Annotated in this window: 23 protein-coding genes; 14 read left to right on the forward strand and 9 right to left on the reverse strand. The window is 71.2% G+C overall.

Annotated features, from left to right (window positions below; all coding sequences use genetic code 11):
- Nucleotides 1-89 precede the first annotated feature (89 nt).
- From IE244_RS27130 to glyA, 5 genes are read right to left on the reverse strand one after another with little or no spacing between them, the layout of a single operon-like run.
- Nucleotides 90-698 carry a sarcosine oxidase subunit gamma gene (locus IE244_RS27130; RefSeq protein ID WP_229854350.1) on the reverse strand — a complete coding sequence of 203 codons (609 nt, stop codon included), beginning with the start codon at nucleotides 696-698 and terminating at the stop codon, nucleotides 90-92.
- On the reverse strand, nucleotides 691-3,573 hold the full coding sequence (locus IE244_RS27135; RefSeq protein WP_191876195.1) for a sarcosine oxidase subunit alpha family protein: 2,883 nt from the start codon (nucleotides 3,571-3,573) through the stop codon (nucleotides 691-693). The genes IE244_RS27130 and IE244_RS27135 overlap by 8 nt, the downstream gene beginning before the upstream one ends.
- Nucleotides 3,570-3,866 carry a sarcosine oxidase subunit delta gene (locus tag IE244_RS27140; RefSeq protein ID WP_191876196.1) on the reverse strand — a complete coding sequence of 99 codons (297 nt, stop codon included), beginning with the start codon at nucleotides 3,864-3,866 and terminating at the stop codon, nucleotides 3,570-3,572. Before IE244_RS27140 ends, IE244_RS27135 begins: the two co-directional genes overlap by 4 nt.
- 10 nt (nucleotides 3,867-3,876) lie before the next feature.
- Nucleotides 3,877-5,097 (reverse strand): sarcosine oxidase subunit beta family protein, encoded by a 1,221-nt coding sequence (locus IE244_RS27145; RefSeq protein WP_191876197.1) that lies wholly within the window; start codon nucleotides 5,095-5,097, stop codon nucleotides 3,877-3,879.
- A complete protein-coding gene (gene glyA / locus IE244_RS27150) occupies nucleotides 5,094-6,398 on the reverse strand; it encodes a serine hydroxymethyltransferase (RefSeq protein ID WP_308436292.1) in 1,305 nt (434 codons plus the stop codon). Before glyA ends, IE244_RS27145 begins: the two co-directional genes overlap by 4 nt.
- 95 nt (nucleotides 6,399-6,493) lie before the next feature.
- Between glyA and IE244_RS27155 the strand changes: the two genes are divergently transcribed.
- Entirely contained in the window at nucleotides 6,494-7,159 is a 666-nt protein-coding gene (locus IE244_RS27155; protein WP_191876198.1) for a GntR family transcriptional regulator, read from the forward strand.
- A 186-nt stretch (nucleotides 7,160-7,345) separates the two neighbouring features.
- Here the strand turns inward: IE244_RS27155 and IE244_RS27160 are convergent, their stop codons facing one another.
- Nucleotides 7,346-8,533 carry a T6SS phospholipase effector Tle1-like catalytic domain-containing protein gene (locus IE244_RS27160; RefSeq protein WP_191876199.1) on the reverse strand — a complete coding sequence of 396 codons (1,188 nt, stop codon included), beginning with the start codon at nucleotides 8,531-8,533 and terminating at the stop codon, nucleotides 7,346-7,348.
- Nucleotides 8,534-8,617: 84 nt separating this feature from the next.
- On the reverse strand, nucleotides 8,618-9,043 hold the full coding sequence (locus tag IE244_RS27165) for a hypothetical protein (RefSeq protein ID WP_191876200.1): 426 nt from the start codon (nucleotides 9,041-9,043) through the stop codon (nucleotides 8,618-8,620).
- 617 nt (nucleotides 9,044-9,660) lie between these two features.
- Between IE244_RS27165 and IE244_RS27170 the strand changes: the two genes are divergently transcribed.
- From IE244_RS27170 to IE244_RS27225, 12 genes are all read left to right on the forward strand, one after another.
- Nucleotides 9,661-10,728, forward strand: a complete 1,068-nt coding sequence (locus IE244_RS27170) for a glucose-1-phosphate thymidylyltransferase (protein WP_191876201.1) — start codon at nucleotides 9,661-9,663, stop codon at nucleotides 10,726-10,728.
- A complete protein-coding gene (rfbB, locus tag IE244_RS27175; RefSeq protein ID WP_191876202.1) occupies nucleotides 10,725-11,738 on the forward strand; it encodes a dTDP-glucose 4,6-dehydratase in 1,014 nt (337 codons plus the stop codon). Before IE244_RS27170 ends, rfbB begins: the two co-directional genes overlap by 4 nt.
- A gap of 84 nt (nucleotides 11,739-11,822) precedes the next feature.
- The gene (gene rfbD, locus IE244_RS27180; protein WP_191876203.1) at nucleotides 11,823-12,716 is read left to right on the forward strand and encodes a dTDP-4-dehydrorhamnose reductase; all 894 of its coding nucleotides are present in this window, start codon (nucleotides 11,823-11,825) and stop codon (nucleotides 12,714-12,716) included.
- Complete coding sequence (locus tag IE244_RS27185) at nucleotides 12,713-13,312, forward strand: acyltransferase (protein ID WP_191876204.1); 600 nt, start codon at nucleotides 12,713-12,715, stop codon at nucleotides 13,310-13,312. The genes rfbD and IE244_RS27185 overlap by 4 nt, the downstream gene beginning before the upstream one ends.
- Nucleotides 13,313-13,573: 261 nt before the next feature.
- Nucleotides 13,574-14,746 (forward strand): hypothetical protein, encoded by a 1,173-nt coding sequence (locus tag IE244_RS27190; protein ID WP_191876205.1) that lies wholly within the window; start codon nucleotides 13,574-13,576, stop codon nucleotides 14,744-14,746.
- Nucleotides 14,743-15,513 (forward strand): WecB/TagA/CpsF family glycosyltransferase, encoded by a 771-nt coding sequence (locus IE244_RS27195; RefSeq protein WP_191876206.1) that lies wholly within the window; start codon nucleotides 14,743-14,745, stop codon nucleotides 15,511-15,513. The genes IE244_RS27190 and IE244_RS27195 overlap by 4 nt, the downstream gene beginning before the upstream one ends.
- Nucleotides 15,513-16,772: a nucleotide sugar dehydrogenase gene (locus IE244_RS27200; RefSeq protein ID WP_191876207.1), complete on the forward strand. Its 1,260-nt coding sequence runs from the start codon at nucleotides 15,513-15,515 to the stop codon at nucleotides 16,770-16,772. The genes IE244_RS27195 and IE244_RS27200 overlap by 1 nt, the downstream gene beginning before the upstream one ends.
- A gap of 3 nt (nucleotides 16,773-16,775) precedes the next feature.
- Nucleotides 16,776-17,897: a non-hydrolyzing UDP-N-acetylglucosamine 2-epimerase gene (gene wecB / locus IE244_RS27205; RefSeq protein ID WP_191876208.1), complete on the forward strand. Its 1,122-nt coding sequence runs from the start codon at nucleotides 16,776-16,778 to the stop codon at nucleotides 17,895-17,897.
- A 51-nt stretch (nucleotides 17,898-17,948) separates the two neighbouring features.
- Nucleotides 17,949-18,794 carry a Wzz/FepE/Etk N-terminal domain-containing protein gene (locus IE244_RS27210; RefSeq protein ID WP_191876209.1) on the forward strand — a complete coding sequence of 282 codons (846 nt, stop codon included), beginning with the start codon at nucleotides 17,949-17,951 and terminating at the stop codon, nucleotides 18,792-18,794.
- Nucleotides 18,757-20,244 (forward strand): oligosaccharide flippase family protein, encoded by a 1,488-nt coding sequence (locus IE244_RS27215; protein ID WP_191876210.1) that lies wholly within the window; start codon nucleotides 18,757-18,759, stop codon nucleotides 20,242-20,244. The genes IE244_RS27210 and IE244_RS27215 overlap by 38 nt, the downstream gene beginning before the upstream one ends.
- Nucleotides 20,241-21,200 (forward strand): hypothetical protein, encoded by a 960-nt coding sequence (locus tag IE244_RS27220; RefSeq protein WP_191876211.1) that lies wholly within the window; start codon nucleotides 20,241-20,243, stop codon nucleotides 21,198-21,200. Before IE244_RS27215 ends, IE244_RS27220 begins: the two co-directional genes overlap by 4 nt.
- A gap of 11 nt (nucleotides 21,201-21,211) precedes the next feature.
- Nucleotides 21,212-22,003, forward strand: a complete 792-nt coding sequence (locus IE244_RS27225; RefSeq protein ID WP_191876212.1) for a glycosyltransferase family 2 protein — start codon at nucleotides 21,212-21,214, stop codon at nucleotides 22,001-22,003.
- Between the two features lie 9 nt (nucleotides 22,004-22,012).
- On the opposite strand, the gene IE244_RS27230 is transcribed toward IE244_RS27225, so the two are convergent.
- Complete coding sequence (locus tag IE244_RS27230; protein ID WP_191876213.1) at nucleotides 22,013-22,912, reverse strand: glycosyltransferase family 2 protein; 900 nt, start codon at nucleotides 22,910-22,912, stop codon at nucleotides 22,013-22,015.
- Entirely contained in the window at nucleotides 22,909-24,876 is a 1,968-nt protein-coding gene (locus IE244_RS27235) for an O-antigen ligase family protein (protein WP_229854351.1), read from the reverse strand. Before IE244_RS27235 ends, IE244_RS27230 begins: the two co-directional genes overlap by 4 nt.
- Nucleotides 24,877-24,995: 119 nt before the next feature.
- On the opposite strand from IE244_RS27235, the gene IE244_RS27240 reads away from it, so the two are divergent.
- Nucleotides 24,996-25,661: a hypothetical protein gene (locus IE244_RS27240; protein WP_191876215.1), complete on the forward strand. Its 666-nt coding sequence runs from the start codon at nucleotides 24,996-24,998 to the stop codon at nucleotides 25,659-25,661.
- The last annotated feature ends 14 nt before the right edge of the window (nucleotides 25,662-25,675 follow it).

A 25,675-nucleotide genomic window follows, 5' to 3' on the forward strand; every position in this document is an offset into this window, starting at 1 on the left:
GGGTCGTACCCGCCGCGGCGGCGGGCATGCCAGGTCGTCAGGGGCGTGGCTGTGGTCGACGGCAGCAGACCTGCGCCGTCCGCGCGCCGTCAGGGCACCTCCGGGCCGCGGTACTCGCTCATCGCGTCGATGAGCCAGCGGGCCAGGTAGTCGGCGAACGAGGAGCGTGGGAACAGCCGGTACGTCGGCGCCTCGTCGACCTGCCAGAGGACCACCGCGACGGGGCCGACCGTGGTGGACACCGCCCGGCCGGGGGCGAAGGCCCGGGGGTGCAGGTCCAGCGGACAGCCCTTCTCCAGCACCTGCCGGGCGGACGGGCCGCTCAGCTCCAGCGTGGTGCGGTTCGCGGAGACGTCCACGACGGAGCCCCGGTCGCCGTCGAGTGCCTCCCGCAACTCGGCGGTCACCGTGGCCGGTTCGGCCTGGGACAGTACGAGCCATTCGTCGGGGCCGAGCCAGACGACCGTGTGGGGGCCGGCCGAGGTGGTGTGGCCGCACCGCCGCGGGAGCCGTGCCCCGAGGGCCTTCTCGATGCGGTCGGCTGCCGCGGAAGCGGGGGCGACGCGCAGGTTCACCATGGTGAGGAACGGCCACTCGGTCAGCGTGACGCCGCGGACGCCGGTGACCGCGGCGGCGCGCATCCGCTCCGCCAGGTGTGCCAGGGGGCTCACCCGTGCGTCGAACGTCGGCTCAGCCATCTCGCTTGGTCCCTTCGGGGTCGTACAGGACGGAGTCGGTCACCTCGACGGGCACGAGGCCCTCGCCCACGGGAGCGAGCAGGGTCTCGCCGATCCTCGCCCGTCCGTCGGCGACGAGGGCGAGGGCGAAGGGGCGGCCGAGGGCCGGGCTGTGGTAGCTGGAGGTGACGTGCCCGAGCATCGGCACCGGCCCTGCCTCGGGGGTGACCGGCACCTGTGGCGCGACGAGTTGGGTGCCCTCGGGCAGCCGGGTCGTGCGGTCGCTCGGCAGCAGGCCGACGAGTTGCTTGCGGTCGGTGCGGGAGGTGTCGGCGCGGGCGAAGGACCGCTTTCCGATGAAGTCCTTCTGTCGTGAGACCACCCAGGACATGCCCGCGTCCTGCGGGGTGACGGTGCCGTCGGTGTCCTGGCCGACGATGATGTACCCCTTCTCGGCCCGCAGGACGTGCATGGTCTCGGTGCCGTACGGGGTGATGCCGTACGGCTGTCCGGCCTCGTGGACCTGCTCCCAGACGGCCAGGCCGTACCAGGCGGAGACGTTGATCTCGTAGGCGAGTTCACCGGAGAAGGAGATCCGGCAGACCCGGGCCGGGATGCCGCGGGTCAGGGTGGTCTCGCGGAAGGCCATGAAGGGGAACGCCTCGGCGGACAGGTCGAGGTCGGGCGCGAGCTGGGCGACGACCTGGCGCGACTGCGGGCCCACGACGGCGATCGTCGCCCACTGCTCGGTCACCGAGGTGCAGTGCACGTCGAGTTCGGGCCATTCGGTCTGCAGCCACTCCTCCAGCCAGTCCAGCACGCCGGCGGCGCCGCCGGTCGTGGTGGTCATGAAGTAGCGGTTGTCGTCGAGGCGCAGGGTGACACCGTCGTCGAAGATCATGCCGTCCGGCTTGCACATGACCCCGTAGCGGGCCGTGCCGGGCTTCAGCTTCTTGAAGGCGTTGGTGTAGACGCGGTTGAGGAACTCGCCCGCGTCCGCGCCCCAGATCTCGATCTTGCCGAGGGTGGAGGCGTCCATGAACGCCACGCCCTCTCGGGCCGCCCGGCACTCGCGGGCCACGGCCGTGTCCATGTCCTCACCGGGCCGCGGGTAGTACCGGGGACGCTTCCACTGCCCGACGTCCTCGAACTCGGCGCCGTGGGCCACGTGCCAGCTGTGGAGGGAGGTGGTGCGCTCCGGGTCGAACAGCTCGCCGCGCTCGCGCCCGGCGAGGGCCGCGAAGGCGATCGGCGTGTACGGCGCCCGGTAGGCCGTGGTGCCGATCTCGCCGGGTGACGCGCTGCCACCGAGCGCCTCGGCGATCACGCCGATCGCGTTGACGCCGGACGTCTTGCCCTGGTCGTTGGCCGTGCCGAGCGAGGTGTAGCGCTTGACGTGCTCCACGCCGCGCATGCCGGCGCCGGTGGAGCGCCAGACGTCGGCGACGGTCACGTCGCGCTGGAGGTCGACGAAGTGGGTGTCCCAGGTGGCGGGTTCGCCGTCGGGGGCGGGGACCATCCACAGGGCACGCGTCGGGCCGGCGGGCCGGACATCGCCGGGCGACGGTACGGCGACGGGGAACCCGGCGTCGGCCGCGGCCCGCGCACCCGCCCGTGCCCCTTCGCCCAGGCAGCCGTCGAGGTCGTACGTCCCGCGGGCCGCGCCGGCGACCTGCTGGTCGCGTACGGTGCCGTCGGGGACGAAGGCGACCAGGTCCTCGTCCCAGCGCAGCCGGCCCTGGCGCTGGCTGTGCAGGTGCACCACGGGGCTCCAGCCGCCCGAGACGGCGAGCAGGTCGCAGTCGAACGGCTGTGGTGCACCGGTGAGCCGGCCGTCGGTGTCGAGGGCCTGGACGGTGACGCCGGTCAGCCGTCCGTCGCCCGCGGTCTCCACCACCGCGCTGCCCGTCAGCACCCGCACGCCGGTGGCGAGCGCGGTTTCGGCGGCCCGGGGAGAGAGCTCGGGCCGCGCGTCCACGACGGCGGCGATGTCGATGCCGGCGGCGTGGAGGTCGGCGACCGTGTCATAGGCACTGTCGTTGGTCGTGCCGACCACGGCCCGCGAGCCCGGGACCACGGCGTAACGGTTGACGTACGAGCGCACGGCTCCGGCGAGCATCACGCCGGGCCGGTCGTTGCCGGCGAAGACCAGGGGACGCTCGTGCGCGCCGGTGGCGAGGACGACCTGGCGGGCGCGGATGTGCCACAGCCGTTGGCGGGAGACGCCCTCGGGTGCGGCAGCTCCCAGGTGGTCGGTGCGCCGCTGGAGGGCCAGCAGGTAGTTGTCGTCGTACGACCCGAACGCCGTGGTCCGTTGCAGGACGACGACCTCGGGGGCGGCGTCGAGTGCCGCGCGCACCTCGGCGACCCACTCCGGAGCGCTCTGTGCGCCGACCCGCTCGGCGCGCCCGGAGAGCAGCGAACCACCGGGCTCGGGCTGGTCGTCGACGAGGATCACGCGGGCACCGGAGCCCGCGGCAGCGGTGGCGGCGGCCAGTCCGGCCGGTCCGGCGCCGACGACCAGGACGTCGGTGTGGACGTACTTCTTGTCGTAGCGGGCGGGGTCGGGGGTCGGGTCGAGTCGGCCCATGCCGGACAGCGTCGTGGCGGACAGGCCGTCGTACAGTTCCACGGTGGTGGCCGGGAGCATGCCCTCCGAGCACGGGCCGGCGAGCTGCAGCAGGGCGTTGGGTTCCTCGGCTCCTGCGGCGACGATGCCGCGCGGACGGCCGCGGTAGAGCGACGGGGCGACTTGGGTGATGCCGTTGGCCAGCATGGCCGAGGCGACGGTGTCTCCGGGGTGCCCGGTCAGCTCGCGTCCGTCGACGGTGAAGCGCAGTTCGGTGCCGCGGTCGATGCGGCCCCCTCGGCGGAGCCGGAAGTGCTGGTCGGTCATCGGTTCCCTCCGGCCTGGGGCAGTTCGGGGCGGGGCTCGTCGAGCCGGTAGACGGCAAGCACCTCGTAGGTCACGGTGTCGCGCAGGACGTTGAACCAGCGGCGGCAGCCGGTGCTGTGCACCCATCGCTCGGCGAAGGGACCCCTGGGGTTGTCTCGGTAGAAGACGTACTCGGCCCACTGCTCGTCGGTGAGGCTCTCGGGGTTCTCGGGGTGGGGGACGTGGGCCTGTCCCCCGTAGTGGTACTCGGTCTCGTCACGGGGACCGCACCATGGGCAGCTGATCAGCAACACGCTGTTCTCCTCAGTGGGCCACGGCTGCCGCGCCGTGTTCGTCGATCAACGCGCCCGTCGTGAAGCGTTCGAGGGCGAAGGGGGCGTTCAGCGGGTGCGGCTCGCCGGTGGCGATGGTGTGCGCGAAGGTCCAGCCGGCGGCTGGGGTGGCCTTGAACCCGCCGGTGCCCCAGCCGCAGTTGACGTAGAGGTTCTCGACGGGGGTGCGGCCGATGATCGGGGAGGCGTCCGGGGTGACGTCGACGATGCCACCCCAGGTCCGCAGCACATGCGCGCGGGCGAAGACCGGGAACAGTTCGACGGCGGCGGCCATCTGCTGCTCGATCACGTGGAAGGAGCCACGTTGACCGTAGCCGTTGTACGCGTCGACGCCCGCGCCCATCACCAGTTCGCCCTTGTGCGCCTGGGAGACGTACACGTGCACGTGGTTGGACATGACCACGGTCGGGTGCACCGGCTCGTGCAGTTCGGAGACCAGGGCCTGCAGCGGATGCGACTGCACGGGCAGCCGGAAGCCGGCCCGCTGGGCCAGCAGGCTGCTGTGCCCGGCCGCCGCGAGGCCGATCCGGCCGGTGAGGATGCGGCCGCGGTTGGTCTCGACGCCCACCACCCGGTCGCCGTCCTTGAGGAAGCCGGTGACCTCGCAGCCCTGGATCAGGTCCACGCCCAGCTCGTCGGCCCGGCGGGCCAGCGCCCAGGCGACGTGGTCGTGCTTGGCGATGCCGGCCCGCGGCTGGAAGGTGCCGCCGAGGACCGGATACCGGGTGCGGGGCGAGACGTTGAGGATGGGGCAGACCTCGGCGACCTCGTCCGGCCCCAGCCACTGGGCGTCGACTCCGTTGAGGACGTTGGCACCCACGCGGCGCATGCCCTCGCGCACGTCCTGGAGGGTGTGCGCGAGGTTGAGGACGCCGCGCTGGCTGAACAGGAAGTCGTAGTCCAGTTCCGCCGGGAGCCCCTCCCACAGTTTGAGCGCGTGCTCGTAGATCGCCGCGCTCTCGTCCCAGAGGTAGTTGGAGCGGATGATCGTGGTGTTGCGGGCCATGTTGCCGCCGGCCAGCCAGCCCTTCTCCAGGACGGCGACGCTGGTGATGCCATGGTTCTTGGCGAGGTAGTAGGCGGTGGCCAGGCCGTGGCCTCCCGCGCCGACGATGACGACGTCGTACGAGGAGCGCGGCTCGGGGTTGCGCCACAGGAAGTCCGGGTGCTCCGGCAGCGGCTTGGTGGTCATGCCGCGTCTCCGTTCAGGTGGGGGTAGAGGGGGAAGGCGGCGGCGAGTTTCCCGACCCGGGCGCGCAGTTCGTCGTCGGGCTGTTCGCCCTTCAGCGCCTCGGCGATGATGTCGGCGACCTCCCGGAACTCCGCCTCGCCGAAGCCGCGGGTGGCCAGGGCCGGGGTGCCGATCCGCAGTCCTGACGACACCATCGGCGGGCGGGGGTCGAAGGGCACCGCGTTGCGGTTGACGGTGATGCCGATGCGGTGCAGCCGGTCCTCGGCCTGCCGTCCGTCGAGCGCGGAGCCACGCAGGTCGACGAGGACCAGGTGGACTTCGGTGCCGCCGGTCAGCACCGTGATCCCGGCCTCGGCCACGTCGTCGGCGAGCAGCCGTCCGGCGAGGATGCGGGCGCCGTCCAGGGTGCGCCGCTGGCGCTCCTTGAACTCCTCGCCCGCCGCCACCTTGAAGGCCACCGCCTTCGCCGCGATGACGTGCTCCAGCGGGCCGCCCTGCTGGCCCGGGAAGACCGCGGAGTTGATCTTCTTCGCGAGGCCGGCGCGGCTGAGGATCACGCCGCCGCGCGGGCCGCCGAGGGTCTTGTGTGTGGTGGTCGTCACGACGTCGGCGTACGGCACCGGGCTGGGGTGCAGGCCCGCGGCCACCAGGCCGGCGAAGTGTGCCATGTCGACCAGCAGGTACGCGCCCACCGCGTCGGCGATCCGGCGGAACGCGGCGAAGTCCAGCCGCCGGGAGTAGGCGGACCAGCCGGCGACGATCATCCTGGGCCGGTGGGCGAGAGCGAGCTGCTCGACCTCGTCCATGTCGATGCGCATGTCGGACTCGCGCACGTGGTAGGGCACGACGTTGTACAGCTTGCCGGAGTAGTTGATGCGCATGCCGTGGGTGAGGTGCCCGCCGTGAGCCAGATCCAGGCCCAGGATCGTGTCGCCGGGCTCCAGCAGGGCGAACATCGCGGCCGCGTTGGCCTGGGCGCCGGAGTGCGGCTGGACGTTCGCGGCCTCGGCACCGAACAGTTCCTTCACCCGGGCCACGGCCAACTGCTCGACGACGTCGACGTGTTCGCAGCCGCCGTAGTAGCGGCGGCCCGGGTAGCCCTCGGCGTACTTGTTGGTCAGCACCGAGCCCTGCGCCTCCATCACGGCGGCCGGGGCGAAGTTCTCCGAGGCGATCATCTCGAGGGTCGACTGCTGGCGGCGCAGCTCGGCGTCCACGGCGGCGGCGACGTCCGGGTCGAGCATGCCGAGCGGGAGGGAGAGCGGGGAGGCGAACGTGCTGATCGACGGATTCGTTGCCATCTGTGCACCATCCTGACAGCCAACTAATGGGCAACTGATATATTAGCCTCTGCGCTAAGGTATGGGAGCTCGCTGGACAGGTCAAGGGGACATCGATGCAGCACTGGGCGACCGAGCCGGGAAGCGAGGAGCTGTCCCTCGCCGAACGCGCCTACCGCGCCATCCGCGACCGGCTGGTCATGCTGGAGATCCGCCCCGGCGCACCGATCAACGAGGAGCAGCTGGGCCAGTCCCTCGGCGTCGGACGGACACCGGTGCGCGAGGCGCTCAAGCGGCTCCAGTACGAGCGCCTGATCACCACCTACCCGCGACGCGGGACCTTCGCCACCGATGTCAACATCACCGACCTGGCCCACATCTCCGAGGTGCGGCAGGAGCTGGAGCCCCTGGCCGCCGCCCAGGCCGCCCGGCGCGCCACGGCAACGGACCGTGCGGCCCTGACGCTCCTGCGGCGAGAGCTGGCGGGCGGGGATGTCCGTGCGCACGAGGCCGCCGAGCTCATGCGCCTGGACCTGCAGGTCCATCGCGCGATCTACGCCGCCACGCACAACCCGTACCTGGAGGACACCCTCGTCCGCCACGACAACCTGGCCACCCGTATCTGGTGCCTGTTCGTCGACCGGCTGTCCGACATGGCCGGCCACGTCGAGGAGCACGGACCGCTGATCGAGGCGATCGTGGGCGGCGACCCGGACAGGGCGGCGGAGCTCGCCCGCAGCCATGTCGAGGGCTTCGAACGGGCCGTTCGCGAGGCCATCTGAGACACCCGTCCGGCCGGGCCCACGGAGTCGCCGGCCGGGCGTCAGCGCGGCACGGCGCCCCGGAGACCGTCGCGGCGCAGCCGGCTCCGCCGCGCCCGCGAGGAGCACAGGTGCGGGGCGGCGTCGCCCCCGGGGAGCTGGGCGACCACGTGGCGGACGCAGCGTGCGATCTTGACCCGAAGGGGCTCAGCCGGGGGTCACCGGCTCCTCCTGGGGCCACCTTCCGCGGTCTCCTTCCCGGTGACGCGCTCCGGTGCCCGGCATGAGCACCGGCTCCAGTCGGACACGCTGCTGATCGGCGAGGTACCGCTCCAGCTCAGGGGGCCGGTAGTCGCTGTCGATGTCGTAACGGTTCTTGGCCGGCACGGACAGGAACTCGTTTCCGTCGAGTCGGCCGTCCTCGTCCGCCGCGCGTCCGACGGGCCGGTGCAGCGGCCTTGCCAGTCGCCACAGTTTCGTGCGCGAGGAGTGCAGCATGCCCAGGGCGTCCGGCTCCACACGGAAGTCGCTGCTCTCTCCCGCCTTCATCTCGCTCGGCCCGACGGCGCTGAGCGCCTCGGCGTTGAACTTCAGCCCGTATCTGCGGGCTTGGCCGACCATCCACTGCAGGGTGATGTCGGACAGTCCCGCCTCCTTGTAGCCGCCGCCGACATCGCAGTGCACCCCGGCGAACCAGACCTGCTTCAGCACCTGGCCCCCGTCGGCGGCGCCGGGCAGCTGGTGCCACAGTGTCGGCTGGAACGCCGAGCGCTGTTCGTCGATGGCCAGCGCCTGGAAGGCGGCCTTGACCCAGCTGCTCAGGTCGGTGTCGTGGAAGGCCCAGCGGCGGTTGAACCGCTTCACGACCGGCTGGAGCCATCGAAGGCCCGGCACCGGTACACCCAGCGCACCCACCGTGTCCCAGACGCCGATGAAGTGGATTTCGGTCTCGTGCGCGTACGTGCGGCGGAACAGCGTGGAGGCCACGCCCCTCGGCTTCTCGATCCGGTCGCGGTACAGGGCCCAGGCCTGCGGGATCAGGTCGGCGTGGTCCCGGCGCAGGATGCCGCAGTTGCGCACCAGACCCGCCAGGCTGCGGGCGGTGAACGCCCCGCGGCTGAAGCCGAACAGGAACAGCTCGTCGTCGGGCTCGTACGTCTCGACGAGGAAGCGGTACGCGTCGATGACGTTCCGGGACAGTCCCGCCCCGAACGCGCCGCCCCGCAGACGCTCCCAGCGGGAGGTACCGACCCCGCTGTGGTAGTAGACGCGCTGGTCCTTCCCGCCGGCGGATCCCTGGTGTACGGACAGGGCGATCTTGGTGACGTTGGTCTTGCTCGGCTGGTCGGCGAAGTTCCATGTGCCGTCGCAGCAGACGACCAGACGCTTGGTCATGACCATCCCTCCTGGTGTGTGTGTTCCTCCCCCGGGTGCGCCCGGCGCCCGGGGCGCACCCTGTCCGTACTCGCGACCGAGCGGCTACTTCTCGTCGAAGACGAGGTCTTCCGGAGGGGTGGTGAGCTTCACGGTGTTGCCGTTGGAGACGTCGACGACGGTGCCGAATCCCGTCGACTGTCCGGTGGAGATGATGAACAGCCGGTCGTCGCGCTGCTCCAGGTACGCCCGGAAGCCGGCCAGCGAGGAACTCCCGTCATTGAGGATGAGGTAGTCGGCCAGCCGGCGGAAAAGCTTGGGCATCAGCACCGAATCACCGGTCAGCGAGTCCAGATCGACGTGCTTTGCTCCGGTTGTCGTCACGTCCTTCGGCCACAGCCCTTTCTGGGCGCCCCGGGCATGCACGACCGCATCGGCCATGGCCTTGCGCAGGTCCAGGAAAAGGTTGCGGTAGAAGGTCGGGTAGGCCATTCCCGCAGTCAGCTGGTGGTAGTTCACCGTCTGCTTCATCGCGTCGACGCTGACGGACTCACCGCTGTCGCCCACATCCGGGCTTCCGCGGCCTTTGCGGCGAAGGGCGGGGGCTGGCGGAGCTCAGGGCCGTGGGGTGGGCGGTAGTGCGTCTCCAGGGTGTCCTCGCTCCGACGATCTTGTATTCTCTCTTGATCAGCAACATCGGCATAACTGATCTCCCTCTCCCTCGTCTTCCGGATAATCGACTCCGGATAATCGGCGAGGACCCGGCAGACCTCGGCCTTCTACGGCAATCTTCTCTCTCGTCAAGCCAGGCGTCCACCGGAGACAAGTTGATCCGTCAAATAGGACAGAAGGAAATTCGCCACCAGACAACTCCCGTTTTATGGCGCCCTGATGACGGAGCGCCAGGCACCTCTCCGAATTTAAACGCCTCTAAAAGTTGAACAGGAATCTTCGCCTTTTTTGGACGGGAAAGAACGTGAGAAAAGGCGCCGATCCGCCCGGCTCCGTCGACCGCCCGCCGAGGGTGCTGCCACCCGCCCGGGCCGGCCCGGCAGCCCCCTCCGCGCGGCGCCCCGGCCGTTCCCGGCGGGCCCTCGGGTGTGCGGAATCCCTCCGTCGGCAAGTCCGGCGTCAGTAGGGTGATGCGCATGAAGGCACTTTTGTTGTCTGGTGGCTCAGGTACCCGATTGCGCCCCATAACGCATACATCGGCGAAGCAACTCGTACCGGTCGCGAACAAGCCGGTGCTGTTCTACGGCCTGGAGGCGATCGCCGAGGCGGGCATCACCCAGGTCGGGATCATCGTCGGAGACACCGCCGAGGAGATCCGCGAGGCGGTCGGCGACGGTTCCGCGTTCGGCGTCGATGTCACCTACATCCCGCAGGCGGCACCGCTGGGGCTGGCCCACGCGGTGCTGATCGCCCGTGAGTTCCTGGGCGAGGACGACTTCGTGATGTACCTCGGCGACAACTTCGTCGTCGGTGGCATCACCGATCTGGTGGACGCCTTCCGCGACGAGCGGCCGGAGGCACAGATCCTGCTGACGAAGGTGCCGAACCCGACCGCGTTCGGCGTGGCCGAGCTGAACGCGGCGGGCCAGGTCATCGGACTGGAGGAGAAGCCCAGGCGCCCCAAGAGCGAACTGGCGCTGGTGGGTGTGTATCTGTTCAGCCCGGCGATCCATGAGGCCGTGCGCTCGATCGAACCGTCCTGGCGCGGCGAGTTGGAGATCACGCACGCCCTCCAGTGGCTGATCGACGCCGGACGTGATGTGCGCTCCACCACGATCTCCGGGTACTGGAAGGACACCGGGAACGTCACCGACATGCTGGAGGTCAACCGCTCGGTACTGGAGAGCCTGGAGCGCCGGATCGACGGCACGGTCGACGACGCCAGCGAGATCATCGGCCGGGTGCGCGTCGAACCCGGGGCCAAGGTGACCGGCAGCCGGATCGTGGGCCCGGCGGTCGTCGGCGCGAACACCGTCATCACCGACTCGTACGTCGGCCCCTTCACCTCGATATCCGACGACTGCCGCATCGAGGACAGTGAGATCGAGTACTCGATCGTGCTGCGCGACTCGTCGCTGAGCGGTGTCCGGCGGGTGGAGGCCTCCCTCATCGGCCGCAGCGTCGAGGTCACTCCGGCGACCCGCACGCCCGCCGCTCACCGTTTCGTCCTCGGCGACCACAGCAAGGTGCAGATCTCCTCATGACGGCCTCCTCCGCTCCCGCGCGCCCGACCCGCATCCTGGTGACCGGTGGCGCCGGTTTCATCGGCTCCCATTACGTCCGCACGCTCCTCGGGCCGGCCGGCCCCGGGGATGTGGCGGTCACGGTGCTGGACAAGCTCACCTACGCCGGCAACCCGGCCAACCTCGCCGAGGTGGGCGATCACCCGCAGTTCGCCTTCGTCAAGGGCGACATCTGTGACGTCGCGCTGGTCGACGAGCTTCTCGCCGCACACGACCAGGTGGTCCACTTCGCCGCCGAGTCGCATGTGGACCGCTCGATCCTGGGCGCCGCCGAGTTCGTCCGGACCAACGTCCTGGGCACCCAGACACTGCTGGACGCGGCGCTGCGCCACAAGAGACCGCAGAGGTTCGTGCACGTCTCCACCGACGAGGTGTACGGCTCCATCGACTCCGGTTCCTGGCCGGAGACGGACCCGCTGCTGCCCAACTCGCCGTACGCCGCCTCGAAGGCCTCCAGCGACCTGATCGCCCTCGCCCACCACCGCACCCACGGTCTCGATGTGCGGGTGACCCGCTGCTCCAACAACTACGGGCACCACCAGTTCCCCGAGAAGGTCATCCCCCTGTTCATCACGAACCTGCTGGACGGCGAGAAGGTCCCGCTGTACGGCGACGGCGGCAACGTCCGCGACTGGCTGCACATCGACGACCACGTCCAGGGCATCGAGCTGGTGCGCGGCAGGGGGCGCGCCGGCGAGGTCTACAACATCGGCGGGGGCACCGAGTTGTCCAACAAGGAGCTGACCGCTCTGCTGCTCGACGCCTGCGGCGCGGACTGGGACACCAGTGTCGAGTACGTCGCCGACCGCAAGGGACACGACCGCCGCTACTCGGTGGACTGCGGCAAGCTGCGTGCGGAGCTGGGCTACGAGCCTCGCAGGGACTTCGCCACCGGCCTTGCGGAGACGGTCGGCTGGTATCGCGAGAACCGCGCGTGGTGGGAGCCGCTGAAGGGGCGATCGACGGTCTAGTGCCGCGTCCTCCTCCCGGCGGGGACGGCCGGGAGGAAACGCGTGCCCCTCCCCCGGTCACCTTCCGACGACGAACAGGTAACCATGACCACCACTTGGCTCATCACCGGCGCCACCGGAATGCTCGGCCAGGACGTGCAGGCACGGCTGCGCCGGGACGGGGAGCGGGCCGTCGGCCTGGCCCGGGGCAGCCTCGACATCACCCACGCCGACGCGGTACGCGACGCGTTCGACGCGCACCGGCCCCGGATCGTGGTCAACTGCGCCGCCTGGACGGCCGTGGACGACGCCGAGGCGCGCGAGCCGGAGGCTCTGCGGGTCAACGGCGACGGGCCCCGCCACCTCGCCGAGGCGTGCGCGAGGACGGGCGCCGGGCTGATCCAGGTCTCGACGGACTACGTGTTCGCGGGCGACACCGCCGGCCCGTACGCCGAGGACGCCCCGACGGCACCGCGCACCGCGTACGGACGCACCAAGCTGGCCGGGGAAAGGGCCGTGCTCGCGGCGCTCCCCCAGGCGGGGTATGTGGTGCGCACGGCCTGGCTGTACGGGGCGGGCGGCGGGAACTTCATCGACACGATGATCGGGCTCGAATCGGTGCGGGACACCGTCGACGTGGTCGACGACCAGCGCGGCCAGCCCACCTGGACGGTGGACCTCGCGGACCGGCTGGTAGGGCTCGGGCGGGCCGCCCTCGCCGGCACCGCGCCCGCTGGTGTCTACCACGGCACCAGCGGCGGCGAGACGACCTGGTGCGGTCTGGCCCGGGAGATCTTCCGGCTGCTCGGCGCGGACCCCGCACGGGTGCGGCCGACCACCAGCGCCGCCTTCGCACGGCCCGCTCCCCGCCCCGCGTACAGCGTCCTCGGGCACGACCGCTGGCGTCAGGCGGGGATGCGACCGATCCGCGGGTGGCGTGAGGCGCTGCAGACGGCGTTTCCGGCTCTGATCGACGAGAAGAAAGGTTTATCCAGGTGAACTCCAGGATCCAGCCGACCGCGCAGGTCGACGAGACGGCCGCCGTCGGTGACGGGACGACGGTGTGGGACCTGGCCCAGATACGCGAGGACGCCCGGCTGGGCAGCGGGTGCATCGTGGGCCGGGGAGCGTACGTCGGACCGGGCGTGCGGATCGGCGACAACGTGAAGCTCCAGAACTACGCGTTGGTCTATGAGCCGGCGGTGCTCGCTGACGGAGTGTTCGTCGGCCCGGCGGCGGTGCTCACCAACGACTACTTCCCCCGGTCGGTGGACCCGCGGGGCCGGCTCAAGCGCGGAGGTGACTGGGAGGCGGTGGCCGTGGTGGTGGACGAGGGGGCGTCGCTCGGGGCTCGTTCCGTGTGTGTGGCGCCGGTGCGCGTCGGCCGTTGGGCGCTGGTCGCGGCGGGCGCCGTGGTGACCCGGGACGTGCCGGACTTCGCGCTCGTGGCGGGCGTTCCGGCGCGCCGGATCGGCTGGGTCGGCAGGGCCGGCGTTCGGCTCGTCGAGCGGGAAGGCGAACCCGCCGGGTGGGAGTGTCCCGAGACGGGCGCGCTGTACGACGAGAAGGACGGCGAACTCACCGAACGCGCATGACGCGTGTTTCCCGCAAAACGCAAATCTTCGAACACTTACCTGCATAACATGTGTGCGAACTGTGGAGACCAAGCACAATGAGCGCACGAACCAGTGCCCAGGGGGGTTACCGGGTGGGGACAGCTGTGCCTGAAACGCGGAGCGACGACCGCTCCGACGCCTGACGTCCGACGTCTTCCTTCCGTCGCCCGGCCACCCGTGCCGTGGCGATCACAAGTCTGCGCAAATGAGGACCCACAGGGGGGTTGGTGTGTCCGCACCATGACCATCACACGTCTGGCGGCGCTCGGTCGTGAGGAGCCGCAGCTGTTCGCCCTCGCCCAACGACTGCTCGCGGTCGCCGAGTCGGGGCTCCCGTCGATGCTCCTCCCCGGCGGAGAGGCCTTCACCTTCACCATGGCCGGGCGGAGGGCGCCCGACGGTTCCTGGGCCCTGGAGCGGCGCGGGACCAGCACCCGGTACGCGGCCATCACCGCCCTCGGGGTGCGGTACCTGCCCGAGGACCGCCAGCGCGCGGTGCTCGGCGGGCGTACCGCCCAGGAGTTCACGGGTCTGCTGGTGGAGTCGCTGCCCGCGGTGACCAGCCTCGGCGACGCCGCGCTCATCGCCTGGGCCGCCGCCGAGACCGGGCACCCCAAGCTGTCCGACGCCGTCGCCCGGGTCGAAGCCCTGGACGACGACGGCCGGCCGCAGTACACCGTCGAGGCGGCGTGGGTGCTGTCCGCCCTCGCGGCGGCCCGGAGCACGGTCGATGTGGAGAGACGTTTCACCACGGCACGCGACCGTCTGCTGCGGGCCCGTGTCGGAAACAGCCCGCTGTTCCCGCACGCCACCGGACCCGGCCTGCTGCCCTGGTACCGCGAGCACGTGAGCTGCTTCGCCGACCAGACCTACCCGCTCCAGGCCCTGGCCCGCGCACACGCCTGCGGCGACGCGGGCGGCGATCCGGAGGCGCTGGCCGCGGCCGAGGCCTGTGCGGCGCGCATCTGCGAGCTGCAGGGCGACGGCGGGCAGTGGTGGTGGCACTACGACGCGCGCACCGGCGGTGTCGTGGAGGGCTACCCGGTCTACAGCGTCCACCAGCACGCGATGGCGCCGACCGCTCTGTTCGATCTCGCCGACGCCGGCGGCACCGACTTCGGCGCGTCGATCCGCAAGGGCCTGCGCTGGATGACGGACGTGCCCGAACTGGCCGCCCGTCCGGCGGGCCGGGAGCCGCTGATCCTCGACGCACTCGGCGCCACCTGGCGCAAGGTGTACCGGGGCGACCCGAAGAAGGCCGTACGCGCCGTGCGGGGACTCGGCACCCGCGTGGCTCCGAACCTCCGGCTGAAGGCCCTGGACCGGCTGTACCGCCCGGTGTCCGTGGACCGCGAATGCCGGCCGTACGAGTTCGGCTGGATGCTCTACGCCTGGCAGGGGGGCCGCGGATGAGCGGGCGTCAGTCTCTCTTCGGGGTCGAGCTGGACGCGCTGACCATGGACGAGACCGTGCAACGCTGCCTCGCGGCGGTGCGGGACGGCAGACAGCTTGAGATCGGTGTGGTCAACGCCGCGAAGCTGGTGAACATGCGGCGCGACCACCGCCTCGCACAGGCCGTGGCCGGCTGCGATCTCGTCCTCGCCGACGGACAGGCGGTGGTCTGGGCGGGCCGGGTGTTACGCGCCCCGCTTCCGGAACGGGTGGCCGGCATCGACCTGTTCCTGCGGCTGCTGGCCGAGGCGGAATCGGCCGGCATGCCCGTGTACTTCCTCGGCGCCAGGCAGGAGGTACTGGAGCAGATGCTGCGCCGGGTGGCCGAGCGCTTCCCCCGGCTGAAGGTGGCCGGCAGCCGCAACGGCTACTTCGAGGACGCACAGCAGGAAGCCATAGCGGGCGCGATCGCACGAAGCGGCGCCCAGCTGCTGTTTCTTGGCATGACCTCACCAAAGAAGGAGATCTTCACCGCCGCCTACGGCACACGGACCGGCGCCCGCGTCGTACACGGGGTCGGCGGCTCCTTCGACATCCTGGCCGGCGTCACCAAACGGGCCCCCGCATCCTGGCAGCGGTGGGGACTCGAATGGCTCTACCGCGCGCTGCAGGAACCGCGCCGCCTGGGCCGGCGCTATCTCACCACCAACGCTGCCTTCGTCCTCATGACGGCGCGCGAGTTCATCCGGCTCACCCCGCCGCCCGCTTCCGCGAACAGGAGTCACTGATGCGCGTCGTCGTGGTCGGACAGGGATACGTCGGCCTGCCGCTGGCCATCCGCGCCGCCGAGGTCGGACACGAGGTGATCGGCTTCGACGTCGACTCCCGGCGGATCAAGAGCCTTGCCGCAGGCGAGTCCTTCGTCGAGGACGTCGCCTGCGAACGGATCCGCGCCGCACTGGACGACGGTTCCTACCGGCCGAGCGAGTCCGCCCGCGACTGCGGCGGCTTCGACGTCGCCGTGGTCACCGTCCCCACCCCGTTGCACGAGGGCACCCCCGACCTGCGTTACATCAAGGAATCCGCGGTCACCCTCGCCCGCTACCTGCGCCCCGGGGCCACCGTCGTCCTGGAGTCGACCACCTATCCCGGCACCACCCAGGAGCTGTTCGCCCCGATCCTCGAAGAGGGCTCCGGTCTCACCGCGGGCACGGACTTCCACCTCGGCTACAGCCCGGAGCGGATCGACCCGGGAAACGCCGTCTGGGGATTCCAGCAGACCCCGAAGGTCGTCTCCGGCGTCAACGAGGCGTCACGCAAGGCCGTTCAGGACTTCTACGCACAGCTCGTCGACACCACGGTGCCGGTGAGCTCGCCCAAGGAGGCCGAACTCGCCAAGCTGCTGGAGAACACCTTCCGCCATGTGAACATCGCGCTGGTCAACGAGATCGCGATGTTCGCCCACCACCTGGACATCGACGTCTGGCAGGCCATCGACGCCGCCGCCACCAAGCCCTTCGGCTTCATGAGGTTCACACCGGGACCGGGCGTCGGCGGCCACTGCCTGCCCATCGACCCCTCGTACCTCTCCTGGAGGGTGCAGCGCGAACTCGGCCAGAGCTTCCGCTTCGTGGAACTGGCCAACGACATCAACAACCACATGCCCGAGTACGTGGCGCGCCGCATCAGTGACCTGTTCAACGAAAGACGCCGTTCCGTGAACGGCTCGCGGATCCTGCTGCTCGGACTGGCGTACAAAAGGAACACCGGCGACGCCCGCGAGTCCCCCGCCCTGCGCATCTCCCAACTCCTGCTGGACATGGGCGCCCAGGTCAGGGCGGCCGACCCGCATGTCGTCGAGAGCCTGCCGGTGGACACCCGGCTGGTACGGGTCGAACCGGTGCCGGAGGAACTGAGCGCCGCCGATGTGGTGGTGCTCCTCACCGACCACGACAGCTTCGACTACGAACTCGTCGCCGAGCACGCTCCCTTCGTCCTCGACTGCCGTCGGCGGCTGCCGGCCGGACCCACGATCGAGGTGCTCTGAACCATGCCGCGAGTCCTCTGTGTCGCCGGGGCGCGCCCCAACTACATGAAGATCAAACCGGTCATGGACGCACTGGAACGCCGGGGCGCCGAGGTGCTCCTCGTCCACACCGGCCAGCACTACGACCCGGCCATGAACGACGTGTTCTTCGCGGACCTCGGCATCCGGCCGCCCGACCGCTTCCTCGGGGTCGGCTCGGGCACGCACGCCGAGCAGACCGGACGCGTGATGACAGCGTTCGAGCCGCTTCTCGGCGAAGTGTCCCCGGATCTCGTCGTCGTGGTCGGTGACATCAACTCCACCGTGGCCTGCGCCCTGGTCACCGCGAAGGCCGGACCGCTGCTGGCCCATGTCGAGGCAGGTCTGCGCAGCCGCGACTGGAGCATGCCGGAGGAGGTCAACCGCGTCGTCACCGACCGGGTCAGCGACTTCCTGCTGGCCCCCTCGCCCGACGCCGCCGAGAACCTGCGCGCGGAGGGGTACCGGGACGACCAGATCCACCTCGTCGGCAACGTCATGATCGACACACTGCTGGCCAACCTGGACCGGGCCAAGGCCTCCGGCATCCTCGACCGGTACGGCCTGACCAGAGGCGAGTACGGTCTGGTCACGCTGCATCGCCCCGCCAACGTGGACGACCCCGAGATCCTCGCCGCGCTCCTGAAGGCCCTCGGGGAGATCGCCGGCCGCTGCCCGCTCCTGCTGCCCGTGCACCCGCGCGCGGCCGGCCGGCTGGGCGACGTCGGGGTCCCCGGCGGCATCCGCCTCGTGCCGCCCGCCGGGTACCTGGACTTCATCGCCCTGCAGGACTCCGCCCGTGTGGTGCTGACCGATTCCGGCGGCATCCAGGAGGAGACCACCGCGCTGGGCGTGCCGTGCGTGACCCTGCGGGACAACACCGAGCGGCCCATCACCGTCGAGCAGGGCACGAACGTACTGGCCGGCCGGGATCCGGCGCGCATCGTGTCCACCGTGAACCGGGTGCTGGACGACCCGCCCGCACCGCGCCGGCCCGAGCTGTGGGACGGTCGCGCGAGTGAGCGCATCGCCGACGTGCTCCTGGCGGGCGCCGCCGCGAGCACCCGGCCGAGGCCCACCGACCACGGCCGAACGCCCCCCATATGATCCGCTTGCCACATATGCTCGTCGAACGTCGGGTCGCGAGGGGGGACCGCCATGGATCTCGCTGAGATCGTCCGGGTCATGCGCAGGCGCTGGTACGTCCTGCTGCCCGGACTGCTGCTGACCGCCGCCCTCACCGTCGCCGTGGCCCTGCTGGTGCCGGTGACCTACCAGTCACAGAGCACGGTGGTCCTTCTGAACTCGCAGAAGGCCACCGTGGCCTACGACGGGAACCCCTTCCTGAGCACCCAGACCTCGCTCACCGGGATGGCCGACAGCCTGGCCCGCAACCTCAACTCCGACGTCTCCGTCCGGGAGCTCAAGTCCCGTGGCGCGAGCGGGACGTTCGAGGCCAAGCTCGCCGACAACGCCCAGGGGCCGCTCATGTGGCTCACGGTCACCGGCACCGACAAGGCCGCCGTGCTGACCTCGGACCGCATCCTGACCGCGTATGCCGAACAACGGCTGGGGCAGTTCCAGAAACAGCAGTCGGTCGCCCCGAAGGCCATGATCCGCATGACGACCATCGTGGCCCCGCAGACCCCGGCGGCACAGACCAAGACCCGCACCGAGTACCTGGTCATGGCCGGCTGCCTGGGCCTGGTCCTGAGCCTGGTCGCCGCCTTCTACGTGGAGGCGCGCCGCCGCCCGCACACACCGGCGCAACCGAAGGACACCGCTTCGGCGGCCGCCGGTCCCCACGCGGCGGCCGGGGAACCGGCCGCGGACCAGACGATCGCCCTCCGGCAGCCGCCCGCCTGGTCGCGGTCCGCCGAGAACAGGTCCGCCGCGGAGCCGCGCGCCGGACGGCCCGCCATGGCCGTGGCGCCCGCCGCCGAGCCGCTCGACGAGGAGTCGACTCATGGACAGCGTTCGCACACCGGACAGCGAGACCGCTGAACCGGGCGACACCCCCGCTCCCGTCTCCCTCGGCCGGAAGGTCCGCGACGCGGCCCGCTGGAGCCTGATCAACACGATGGTCATGCGCCTCGGCAACTTCGCCACCGGCATCCTGCTGGCGCGCTTCGCCCTCGGACCCGCCGAGTGGGGCGTCTACGGCATCGCCCAGACCGTGCTCCTGGTCCTGCTCTCCGCGAACGAACTGGGCGTCAGCCTGGCCATCGTGCGCTGGGACGGCGATCCCCGCCGCTTCGCGCCGACCGTGCTGACGCTGGCCACCGCGTCCAGCGGCCTGCTCTACGCCGCCCTCTTCGTCGCGGCGCCGACGGTGGCCGGGCTGCTCGACTCGCCCGAGGCCTCGGCCGTACTGCGGGTGATGTGCCTGTGCCTGGTGATAGACGGGGTGGCACAGGTGCCTGCCGGGTTCCTGACCCGGGACTTCGCCCAGGGCAAGCGGATGGCCGTCGACGCGCTCAACTTCGTCCTGAGCACCTCCGTGACCCTGGTGCTGGCTTTCGCCGGCTGGGGCGCGATGAGCTTCGCCTGCGGCGCGGTCGCGGGCAACATCGCCGCCCTGATCGGCTGCGCCCTGTTCGCCCCCGGCACCCTGCGGTTCGGCTGGGACCCCGAACAGGCCCGCGCGCTGCTGAGGTTCGGACTCCCGCTGGCCGGCGCGAGCCTGCTCGCCCTCGCCGTCGTCAACGTGGACACCATGGTCGTCGGCTCCTCCCTCGGTCAGGTCGCCCTGGGCTTCTACGTCCTGGCGTTCAACATGTCCGGCTGGCCGGTGCGCATCATCTCCGAGGCGGCCCGACGCGTCTCGTTCGCCGGCTTCTCCCGTCTCGCCGGCTCCCCGCGCGCCCTGGCCCAGGGCTTCAGCCGCGCCCTGGGGGTGCTGGTCACCGGCACCGTGCCCCTGTGCGTGCTGCTCGGCGGCCTCGCCGCCCCGGTCGTGCACCTCGTGTACGGGAGCAAGTGGCTGCCCGCCGCCGATGCGCTGCCGTGGCTGATGGCCCTCGGCCTGATCCGCATCGGCTGCGAACTCGCCTACGACTGTCTCGTCGCCACCGAGCAGCGCCGCGCCCTCGTCCTCACCCAGGCACTGTGGGTCGTCGCCCTCGTCCCCGCCCTCGTCGTCGGGGCGCGCGGGGGCGGCATCGTCGGCGTCTCCCAGGCCCATGTCCTCATCGCCGCCGGTCTCGTCGTCCCCGCCTTCCTCTACGCCCTCGGCCGGGCCGGCATCGGCCTCTCCCCCATCGCCAGGGCATGCGCCTGGCCCTTCTTCGGGGGAGCCGTGATGGCCCTGGTGATCCTCGCCGCGAAGCGGCTCCTCGGCGACGGCACCCTGGTCCTGTTCGCCACCGGCACGGCGGCCCTGGCCTGCTACCTGGTGTGCGTCCTGCCCAGCCGCCGCTTCCTGCTCGGCTCCCGGACACCGGAGACGGTATGACGAGGCCCTGCCGCCTGCTCGCCGCGCTGGCCCTCGTGCTGACCGCCGGCTGCACCGGGGGCGCCGGCTCCTCCCCGGCCGCGCCGGGCCCCTCCCCCAGCACTGCGGTCCCCTCGCCCAGCACGCCGCACGCTTCCCCCGCGCGTCCCGGGGAGGGCGGTTTCCCCGACGCCGGCACCACAGGCCCCCGCATCCCCCTCGCACCGCACTCCACGGGCGACATCAGCGTCAGGACCGACGGCACGGTCATCAGGGGCTGGGACATCACCGGTTCACTCGACATCTACGCGAACGACGTGACCATCATCGACAGCAGGATCACCTCCGCCAACTGGTGGGGGGTCAACCTGCGTCCCGGCCACAGCGGCCTGCGGGTCCTGCACACCACCATCACGGCCGTCCCCGGCAAGGGCCCGGACAACGGCGGCGTGGACTACGCCGTCTCCAACATGGGCACCAGCTCCGTCGAGGTCGGCTGGTGCGACATCTCCGTCTTCGGCAACGCCCTCTCCATGGGCCAGGGCCACCTCCACGACAACTACGTCCACGACCTGGTCCCCTTCCGCAACAACGGCGGCGAGTGGCAGCACACCGACGCGGTCATCAGTGGCGGCGGCGGCAAGGGGAAGCTGGTCATCCGGCACAACACCCTGCTCAACTCCGTGGCCGTCGACCGTGGGGCGTCCGCCGCCGTCGGCCTGTTCGCCGACACCGGGCACGTCTCGGACACCGTCATCGACGACAACCTGCTGGCCGGGGGCGCGTACGCCCTCTACGGGGGTGGTGACGGGGCCACCGGGATCAGGGTGACGAACAACGTCTTCTCCACCCGGTACCACCGCAACTCCGGCGGCTACGGGGCCGTCACCGCCTGGAACTCCGGCGGTTCCGGCAACGTCTGGCGCGGCAACCGGTTCTCCGACGGCACCCCGATCGCCCCCGAGCCGGCCGGCTGAGGAAGAGGAACATGCGACGCATCGCCCGTGCCCCCTGGGAACTCCTCAAGCGCACCTTCGGCTGGCTCGTCCTCTTCGAGCTGCGCAACAAGGTCCTGCTCGCGCCCTCCGCGCTGCGGCTGCGCCGCTTGGAGACCGCCGAGACCCGCCGCCTCGCGGCTGCCGCCGGCCCGGTGCCCGACGCCCTGGTCGCCACGGTCATCGCCACCCATCGCCGCCCCGACCAGCTGCGGGCGGCCGTACGTTCGGCCCTGGCCCAGCGCGTTCACGACCAGGTCGTCATGGTCGTGGACGACGGTGCCGGGCTCCCCGAACTCCCGGACGATCCACGGCTGTTCGCCGTGTCGCTGGCGCGCAACACGGGCGTGGCCGGCGTCGTGCGCAATGTGGGCATCCGCCTCACCCGGTCGCGTTACGTGGCGTTCCTGGACGACGACAACCTGTGGGAACCCGACCACCTGGAGCGGGCGTTGGCCGTCCTGGAGGCCCCGGACGGACCCGACGCCGTCTACACCGCGCTGCGCCGGGTCCTGCCGGACGGGACCGAGCGGGACATCCTGTCCGTGCCGTTCGACCGCCGCCGGGCCGCTCGGGAGTCCTTCCTGGACACCAACGCGTTCGTCGCACGGCGTGACGGGGCACTGCGCTTCAGCCGTCTGCGGCGGACGCCGGACGTGCTGCCGCGGGAGGACTGGGAGCTGGTCCACCGGTACAGCCGCGGCCACAGCGTGCGCCACGTACCGCACGCCACCGTGCGGTACCTGGTGAACCCCGGCAGCTTCTACACGACCTGGTCCGGCTGAGCTCCCGCCTCACGGCCCGGGCGTGACCCGCAGCGCGCCCGGCCTGGACAGGGCCGCCGCCGCCGCGCGGCTGGCCCTCCTGCCGAGCGCGGCCCGCGACGCCTCCCGCAGGAACACGGCTCCCCTGAAGCACGCCGTCGCGACACTGCCGTGACGCCGCCCGTACAGCCGCACGCGGTTGAGTGTCAGCAGTGTCCAGAGCCGGGGCGAGACCTGGGAGTCGCCGCCCAGGTGCACCGCCTCTGCCGTCGGCTCCAGTTGCGTGGCATAGCCCAGATCCCGCGCCCGCAGGCAGTACTCGGTCTCCTCCGAATAGAGGAAGAAGGACTCGTCCCACGGACCGCAGGCGGCCAGGCAGTCCGCGGAGACGGCCATGAGCGCGCCGGTCGCCCAGTCCGCGCGCGTGGGGCGTTGATACGCGACGGGGTCGGTGACGAGTTCACTCAGGCGCGGGAAGCGCCCGGCCCTGCGGTTGCCGATGACGGCCTCGCCGAGTGCGCGGGACACGCTCGACTCGCGGCGCAGCGAGTAATGGGGCGTGGCCCGGCCCTCTTCGTACAGCAGGGGCACGGCGATCCCGACGCCGTCGCCGAGGCTGTCGAGGAGCCGTCTGGCACAGCCGCGCCGCATCCGGATGTCGGGGTTGCAGATCACCACGGCGTCGTACGGGCCGGCGGCGGTCAGCGCCGCGTTGATCCCGGCGGCGTACCCGGCGTTGCGGCCGGTCTGGACGACCGTGGCGTCGGGGGCCAGGGTCCCGAGGACCTCGACGGTGTCGTCGGCGGAGTCGTTGTCGGCGACGACGAGCCGCCAGTCGAGGCCGGCCATGCCGACCGGGAGCGCGGCGAGGAACCCGGGCAGCACCGAGGCACTGTTCCAGGTGACGACGATGACGGCGACTCGGTTCAACGGGACTCCACTGGTCGGGGAAGGTGCGCGCCGGAGGCGCGGCGGGGGGCCGGGACGGCGGCGGCCGTGGCCTCGCGCCGGAGGAAGCCCAGATAGCTGCCCCCCGCCCCCAGCATCAGGAAGAACATGCCGGCGAACATCGGGAAGCTCAGCGAGTCGAAGGTGGCGCTGATGACCAGGGCCACGACCGACGAGGCGAAGAACGCCTGCCCCAGTTCGCGGTCGGACTCGGTGCGGGCCAGCCGGCGGATGGCGCCGCCGTGGTGGACGCCGGTGACGAAGAGGGTCAGCAGGGCGACGAGCCCGAGCACACCCATCTCGGCCAGGACCAGCATGTACTGGTTGTCCGTGAAGAAGTACAGGTCCGGCGTGAAGGTGCCGAAGCCCCGTCCGAACAGCGGGTGCTCCCTCAGATAGGGCACGATCGCGCTGTACTTGACCGTGCGGGCCTGCGTGCTGCTGTCGGAGTTGGACAGGAACGACGCGAACAGGCCGGTGATCGTGCCGATCAGCCCGGGGATGAGCACCTTGAAGACGGCCACGGACGCCGTCATCACGCCGATCGCGGCCCAGCGCCGGGCCGGCTTCCAGCGCGGCACCATCACCAGGGCCACCAGCAGGAGGCCGATGATCGAGGTCCGCGACACCGTCAGGGGCAGCGCACCGCCCATGAGCAGCACCGGGCTCCAGCGGCGCAGCACATGGAGGTGGCGGCGTACCGGGTCCAGGGCCTGCTGGATCGCGAAGGGCAGGAGGATCGCGAGCATGCCGGCGAACTCCAGCGGCTGGGCCGTGGTGGCCCGGGGCCGGGTGAAGGCGCCGCGGTCCATCACGTTCACCTGGGCCACGCTGGTCTGGAGTCCGGGGACGTGGAGGGAGTCGGCGATGTTGGTGGCCGCGAAGAAGTCGTAGAAGCCGATCGCGGCGACGACGGATCCCATGACCACCACCCGGCGCATCAGCACGTCCAGCCGGCCGCGGTCCTGCACGCCCGCCGACGTCAGGACGACCAGGGACACCCACACCAGGAAGCCGATGAGCCCGCGGTCGGCCCCGAGCACCTCCTCGTGCGAGCTCTCACGGCTCGCGTCCGCCGTGTACGCCGCCAGGACGGCCAGTCCGAGTACACACATCACGACCCGTGTGGGCCTGGTGCCCGGCGCGGGAAGGATACGGCCGCCCAGCCAGGTGGCGAGGTACCACAGCAGTCCGAGCAGGGCGAAGACGTTGGCCGGGGTGCCGACGCCGCCGAGCGCGGGCAGGGCCAGGTTCGACGGGACGAAGAACGCCAGGACGAGGTAGACGGTGAGGATCGCGGTGGCGTCGACCCGGCGGTTCAGCGGGCCCGCGCGTACCCGCTGGGGAGCGTGGGCCTGTTTCGGCCGGGGAGCGGCGTGCCGCCGCCGGCGCACCACCGCGACACCCTCCATGAGGATCGACAGCAGGAACGCGCTGACGACGCCCAGGATGACGACGGCCGCGATGTCCTGGTAGCGGCTCTTCGACTTCGCCACCGGGGTCTGCGGGAGCACGATCGGCGCCGTCTGCACCAGGTACGCGGGCGGGACCTTGGCGGCCTCCTGCAGGGCGGTCAGCTGCTCGCCGGCGAAGGTGGTCAGGGCGTTGGTCTCCCTGAGCACCTTCGCCCGGTCCGTTCCGGTGACGCTGAGCACGAGCAGCGGGCTGTCGCTCGCCGGCGCGAAGCCGGCCGTGTACGGGTCCGTGACGCCCCGGGCGCTCAACTCCCTGGCCGCGTCGCTCGATTCGAGCGTCCTGATCAGCACGTCGGCCGTGACGATCAGCGAACCACCCGCGTTCGAGAGGGGGTTGCCGAACGTGGGGGCCAGCCGGGCGACGGCCGAGGAGTCCAGCAGCGCGACCGAGCTCTGCGACTGGTAGGAGACGGGGACGGTCACGTACAGATAGGCGCCGCCGAGCAGGCTGAGCAGGGTGAAGGGCACCATGAAATACCAACGTCTGCGCAGAATGGCCCCTATCTCACCGAGACTCACGAACCATCCCTCCATTCGGTGGCGTCCCGCCGCGCGCCCTGCCAGTATCGGGGGCGACGGAAGGAACCCACATGTCGCCCGGGAACGTCGCCGACGCGCTGCTCCGCCGCTGGTACGTGGTGGTGGTCGCACTGCTGCTGACGGTCGCCGGGGCGTACCACGTGGTGCGCCCGGCCGCCCGGTACGTCGGCTCGGCGGTGGTCGTCCTCAAGCCGCCGGTGACGCGGAACCAGCCCAATCAGCTCACCAATCTGCAGCCGCCGCTCGCCGTGGTCTCCTACGCGGTCGTCCAGCAGCTGCAGTCCCCCGCCGGAGCCGCGGAGCTGCGTGCCGCGGGCGTTCAGGGGACCTACCACCTCGTCCCGCGCAACAGCGGCACCAGCGCGACGCCCCGCTATCTGATCCCCTCCCTGCAGGTGCAGTCGCAGGCCTCCGGTGCCGACGCCGCCGTGACGGCGGTCCGCCGCGTCATCGACGTCTACACCCGACACGTCGAAGCGCTCCAGACGGCGCAGGGGGTCCCGGCCGGGGCGCGGATCACCGCCTCCGTCCTGACCTCCCCGAGCGCCGCCGAGGTGCGGGGTGACAGGAGCAGGGGCCTGGCGGGCACGGCCCTGCTGGGCGCCGCCGGGGGCGTGCTCGGCGCGTTGTGGCTCGACCGGTACGCCATGCGCCGCGGGAAGACCCCTCCGGGCCGCCGTCGGCACTCCTCCGGGCCGCTTCCCGCGGCCCACTGAGCCGGACTGCTCGC

This window comes from Streptomyces filipinensis, from assembly GCF_014649495.1.
Lineage (GTDB): Bacteria > Actinomycetota > Actinomycetes > Streptomycetales > Streptomycetaceae > Streptomyces > Streptomyces filipinensis.

Bases quoted from the DNA above. Each gene is read 5' to 3' on its own strand.
- IE244_RS27170 (WP_191876201.1), top strand. From the start codon at position 9,661: ATGAAGGCACTTTTGTTGTCTGGTGGCTCAGGTACCCGATTGCGCCCC.
- rfbB (WP_191876202.1), top strand. From the start codon at position 10,725: ATGACGGCCTCCTCCGCTCCCGCGCGCCCGACCCGCATCCTGGTGACC.
- IE244_RS27190 (WP_191876205.1), top strand. From the start codon at position 13,574: ATGACCATCACACGTCTGGCGGCGCTCGGTCGTGAGGAGCCGCAGCTG.
- rfbD (WP_191876203.1), top strand. From the start codon at position 11,823: ATGACCACCACTTGGCTCATCACCGGCGCCACCGGAATGCTCGGCCAG.
- IE244_RS27235 (WP_229854351.1), bottom strand. From the start codon at position 24,876: ATGGTGCCCTTCACCCTGCTCAGCCTGCTCGGCGGCGCCTATCTGTAC.
- IE244_RS27200 (WP_191876207.1), top strand. From the start codon at position 15,513: ATGCGCGTCGTCGTGGTCGGACAGGGATACGTCGGCCTGCCGCTGGCC.
- IE244_RS27195 (WP_191876206.1), top strand. From the start codon at position 14,743: ATGAGCGGGCGTCAGTCTCTCTTCGGGGTCGAGCTGGACGCGCTGACC.
- IE244_RS27145 (WP_191876197.1), bottom strand. From the start codon at position 5,097: ATGACCACCAAGCCGCTGCCGGAGCACCCGGACTTCCTGTGGCGCAAC.
- IE244_RS27160 (WP_191876199.1), bottom strand. From the start codon at position 8,533: ATGACCAAGCGTCTGGTCGTCTGCTGCGACGGCACATGGAACTTCGCC.
- IE244_RS27210 (WP_191876209.1), top strand. From the start codon at position 17,949: ATGGATCTCGCTGAGATCGTCCGGGTCATGCGCAGGCGCTGGTACGTC.
- IE244_RS27240 (WP_191876215.1), top strand. From the start codon at position 24,996: ATGTCGCCCGGGAACGTCGCCGACGCGCTGCTCCGCCGCTGGTACGTG.
- IE244_RS27220 (WP_191876211.1), top strand. From the start codon at position 20,241: ATGACGAGGCCCTGCCGCCTGCTCGCCGCGCTGGCCCTCGTGCTGACC.
- IE244_RS27225 (WP_191876212.1), top strand. From the start codon at position 21,212: ATGCGACGCATCGCCCGTGCCCCCTGGGAACTCCTCAAGCGCACCTTC.
- IE244_RS27215 (WP_191876210.1), top strand. From the start codon at position 18,757: ATGGACAGCGTTCGCACACCGGACAGCGAGACCGCTGAACCGGGCGAC.
- IE244_RS27155 (WP_191876198.1), top strand. From the start codon at position 6,494: ATGCAGCACTGGGCGACCGAGCCGGGAAGCGAGGAGCTGTCCCTCGCC.
- IE244_RS27135 (WP_191876195.1), bottom strand. From the start codon at position 3,573: ATGACCGACCAGCACTTCCGGCTCCGCCGAGGGGGCCGCATCGACCGC.
- wecB (WP_191876208.1), top strand. From the start codon at position 16,776: ATGCCGCGAGTCCTCTGTGTCGCCGGGGCGCGCCCCAACTACATGAAG.
- IE244_RS27130 (WP_229854350.1), bottom strand. From the start codon at position 698: ATGGCTGAGCCGACGTTCGACGCACGGGTGAGCCCCCTGGCACACCTG.
- glyA (WP_308436292.1), bottom strand. From the start codon at position 6,398: ATGGCAACGAATCCGTCGATCAGCACGTTCGCCTCCCCGCTCTCCCTC.
- IE244_RS27165 (WP_191876200.1), bottom strand. From the start codon at position 9,043: ATGAAGCAGACGGTGAACTACCACCAGCTGACTGCGGGAATGGCCTAC.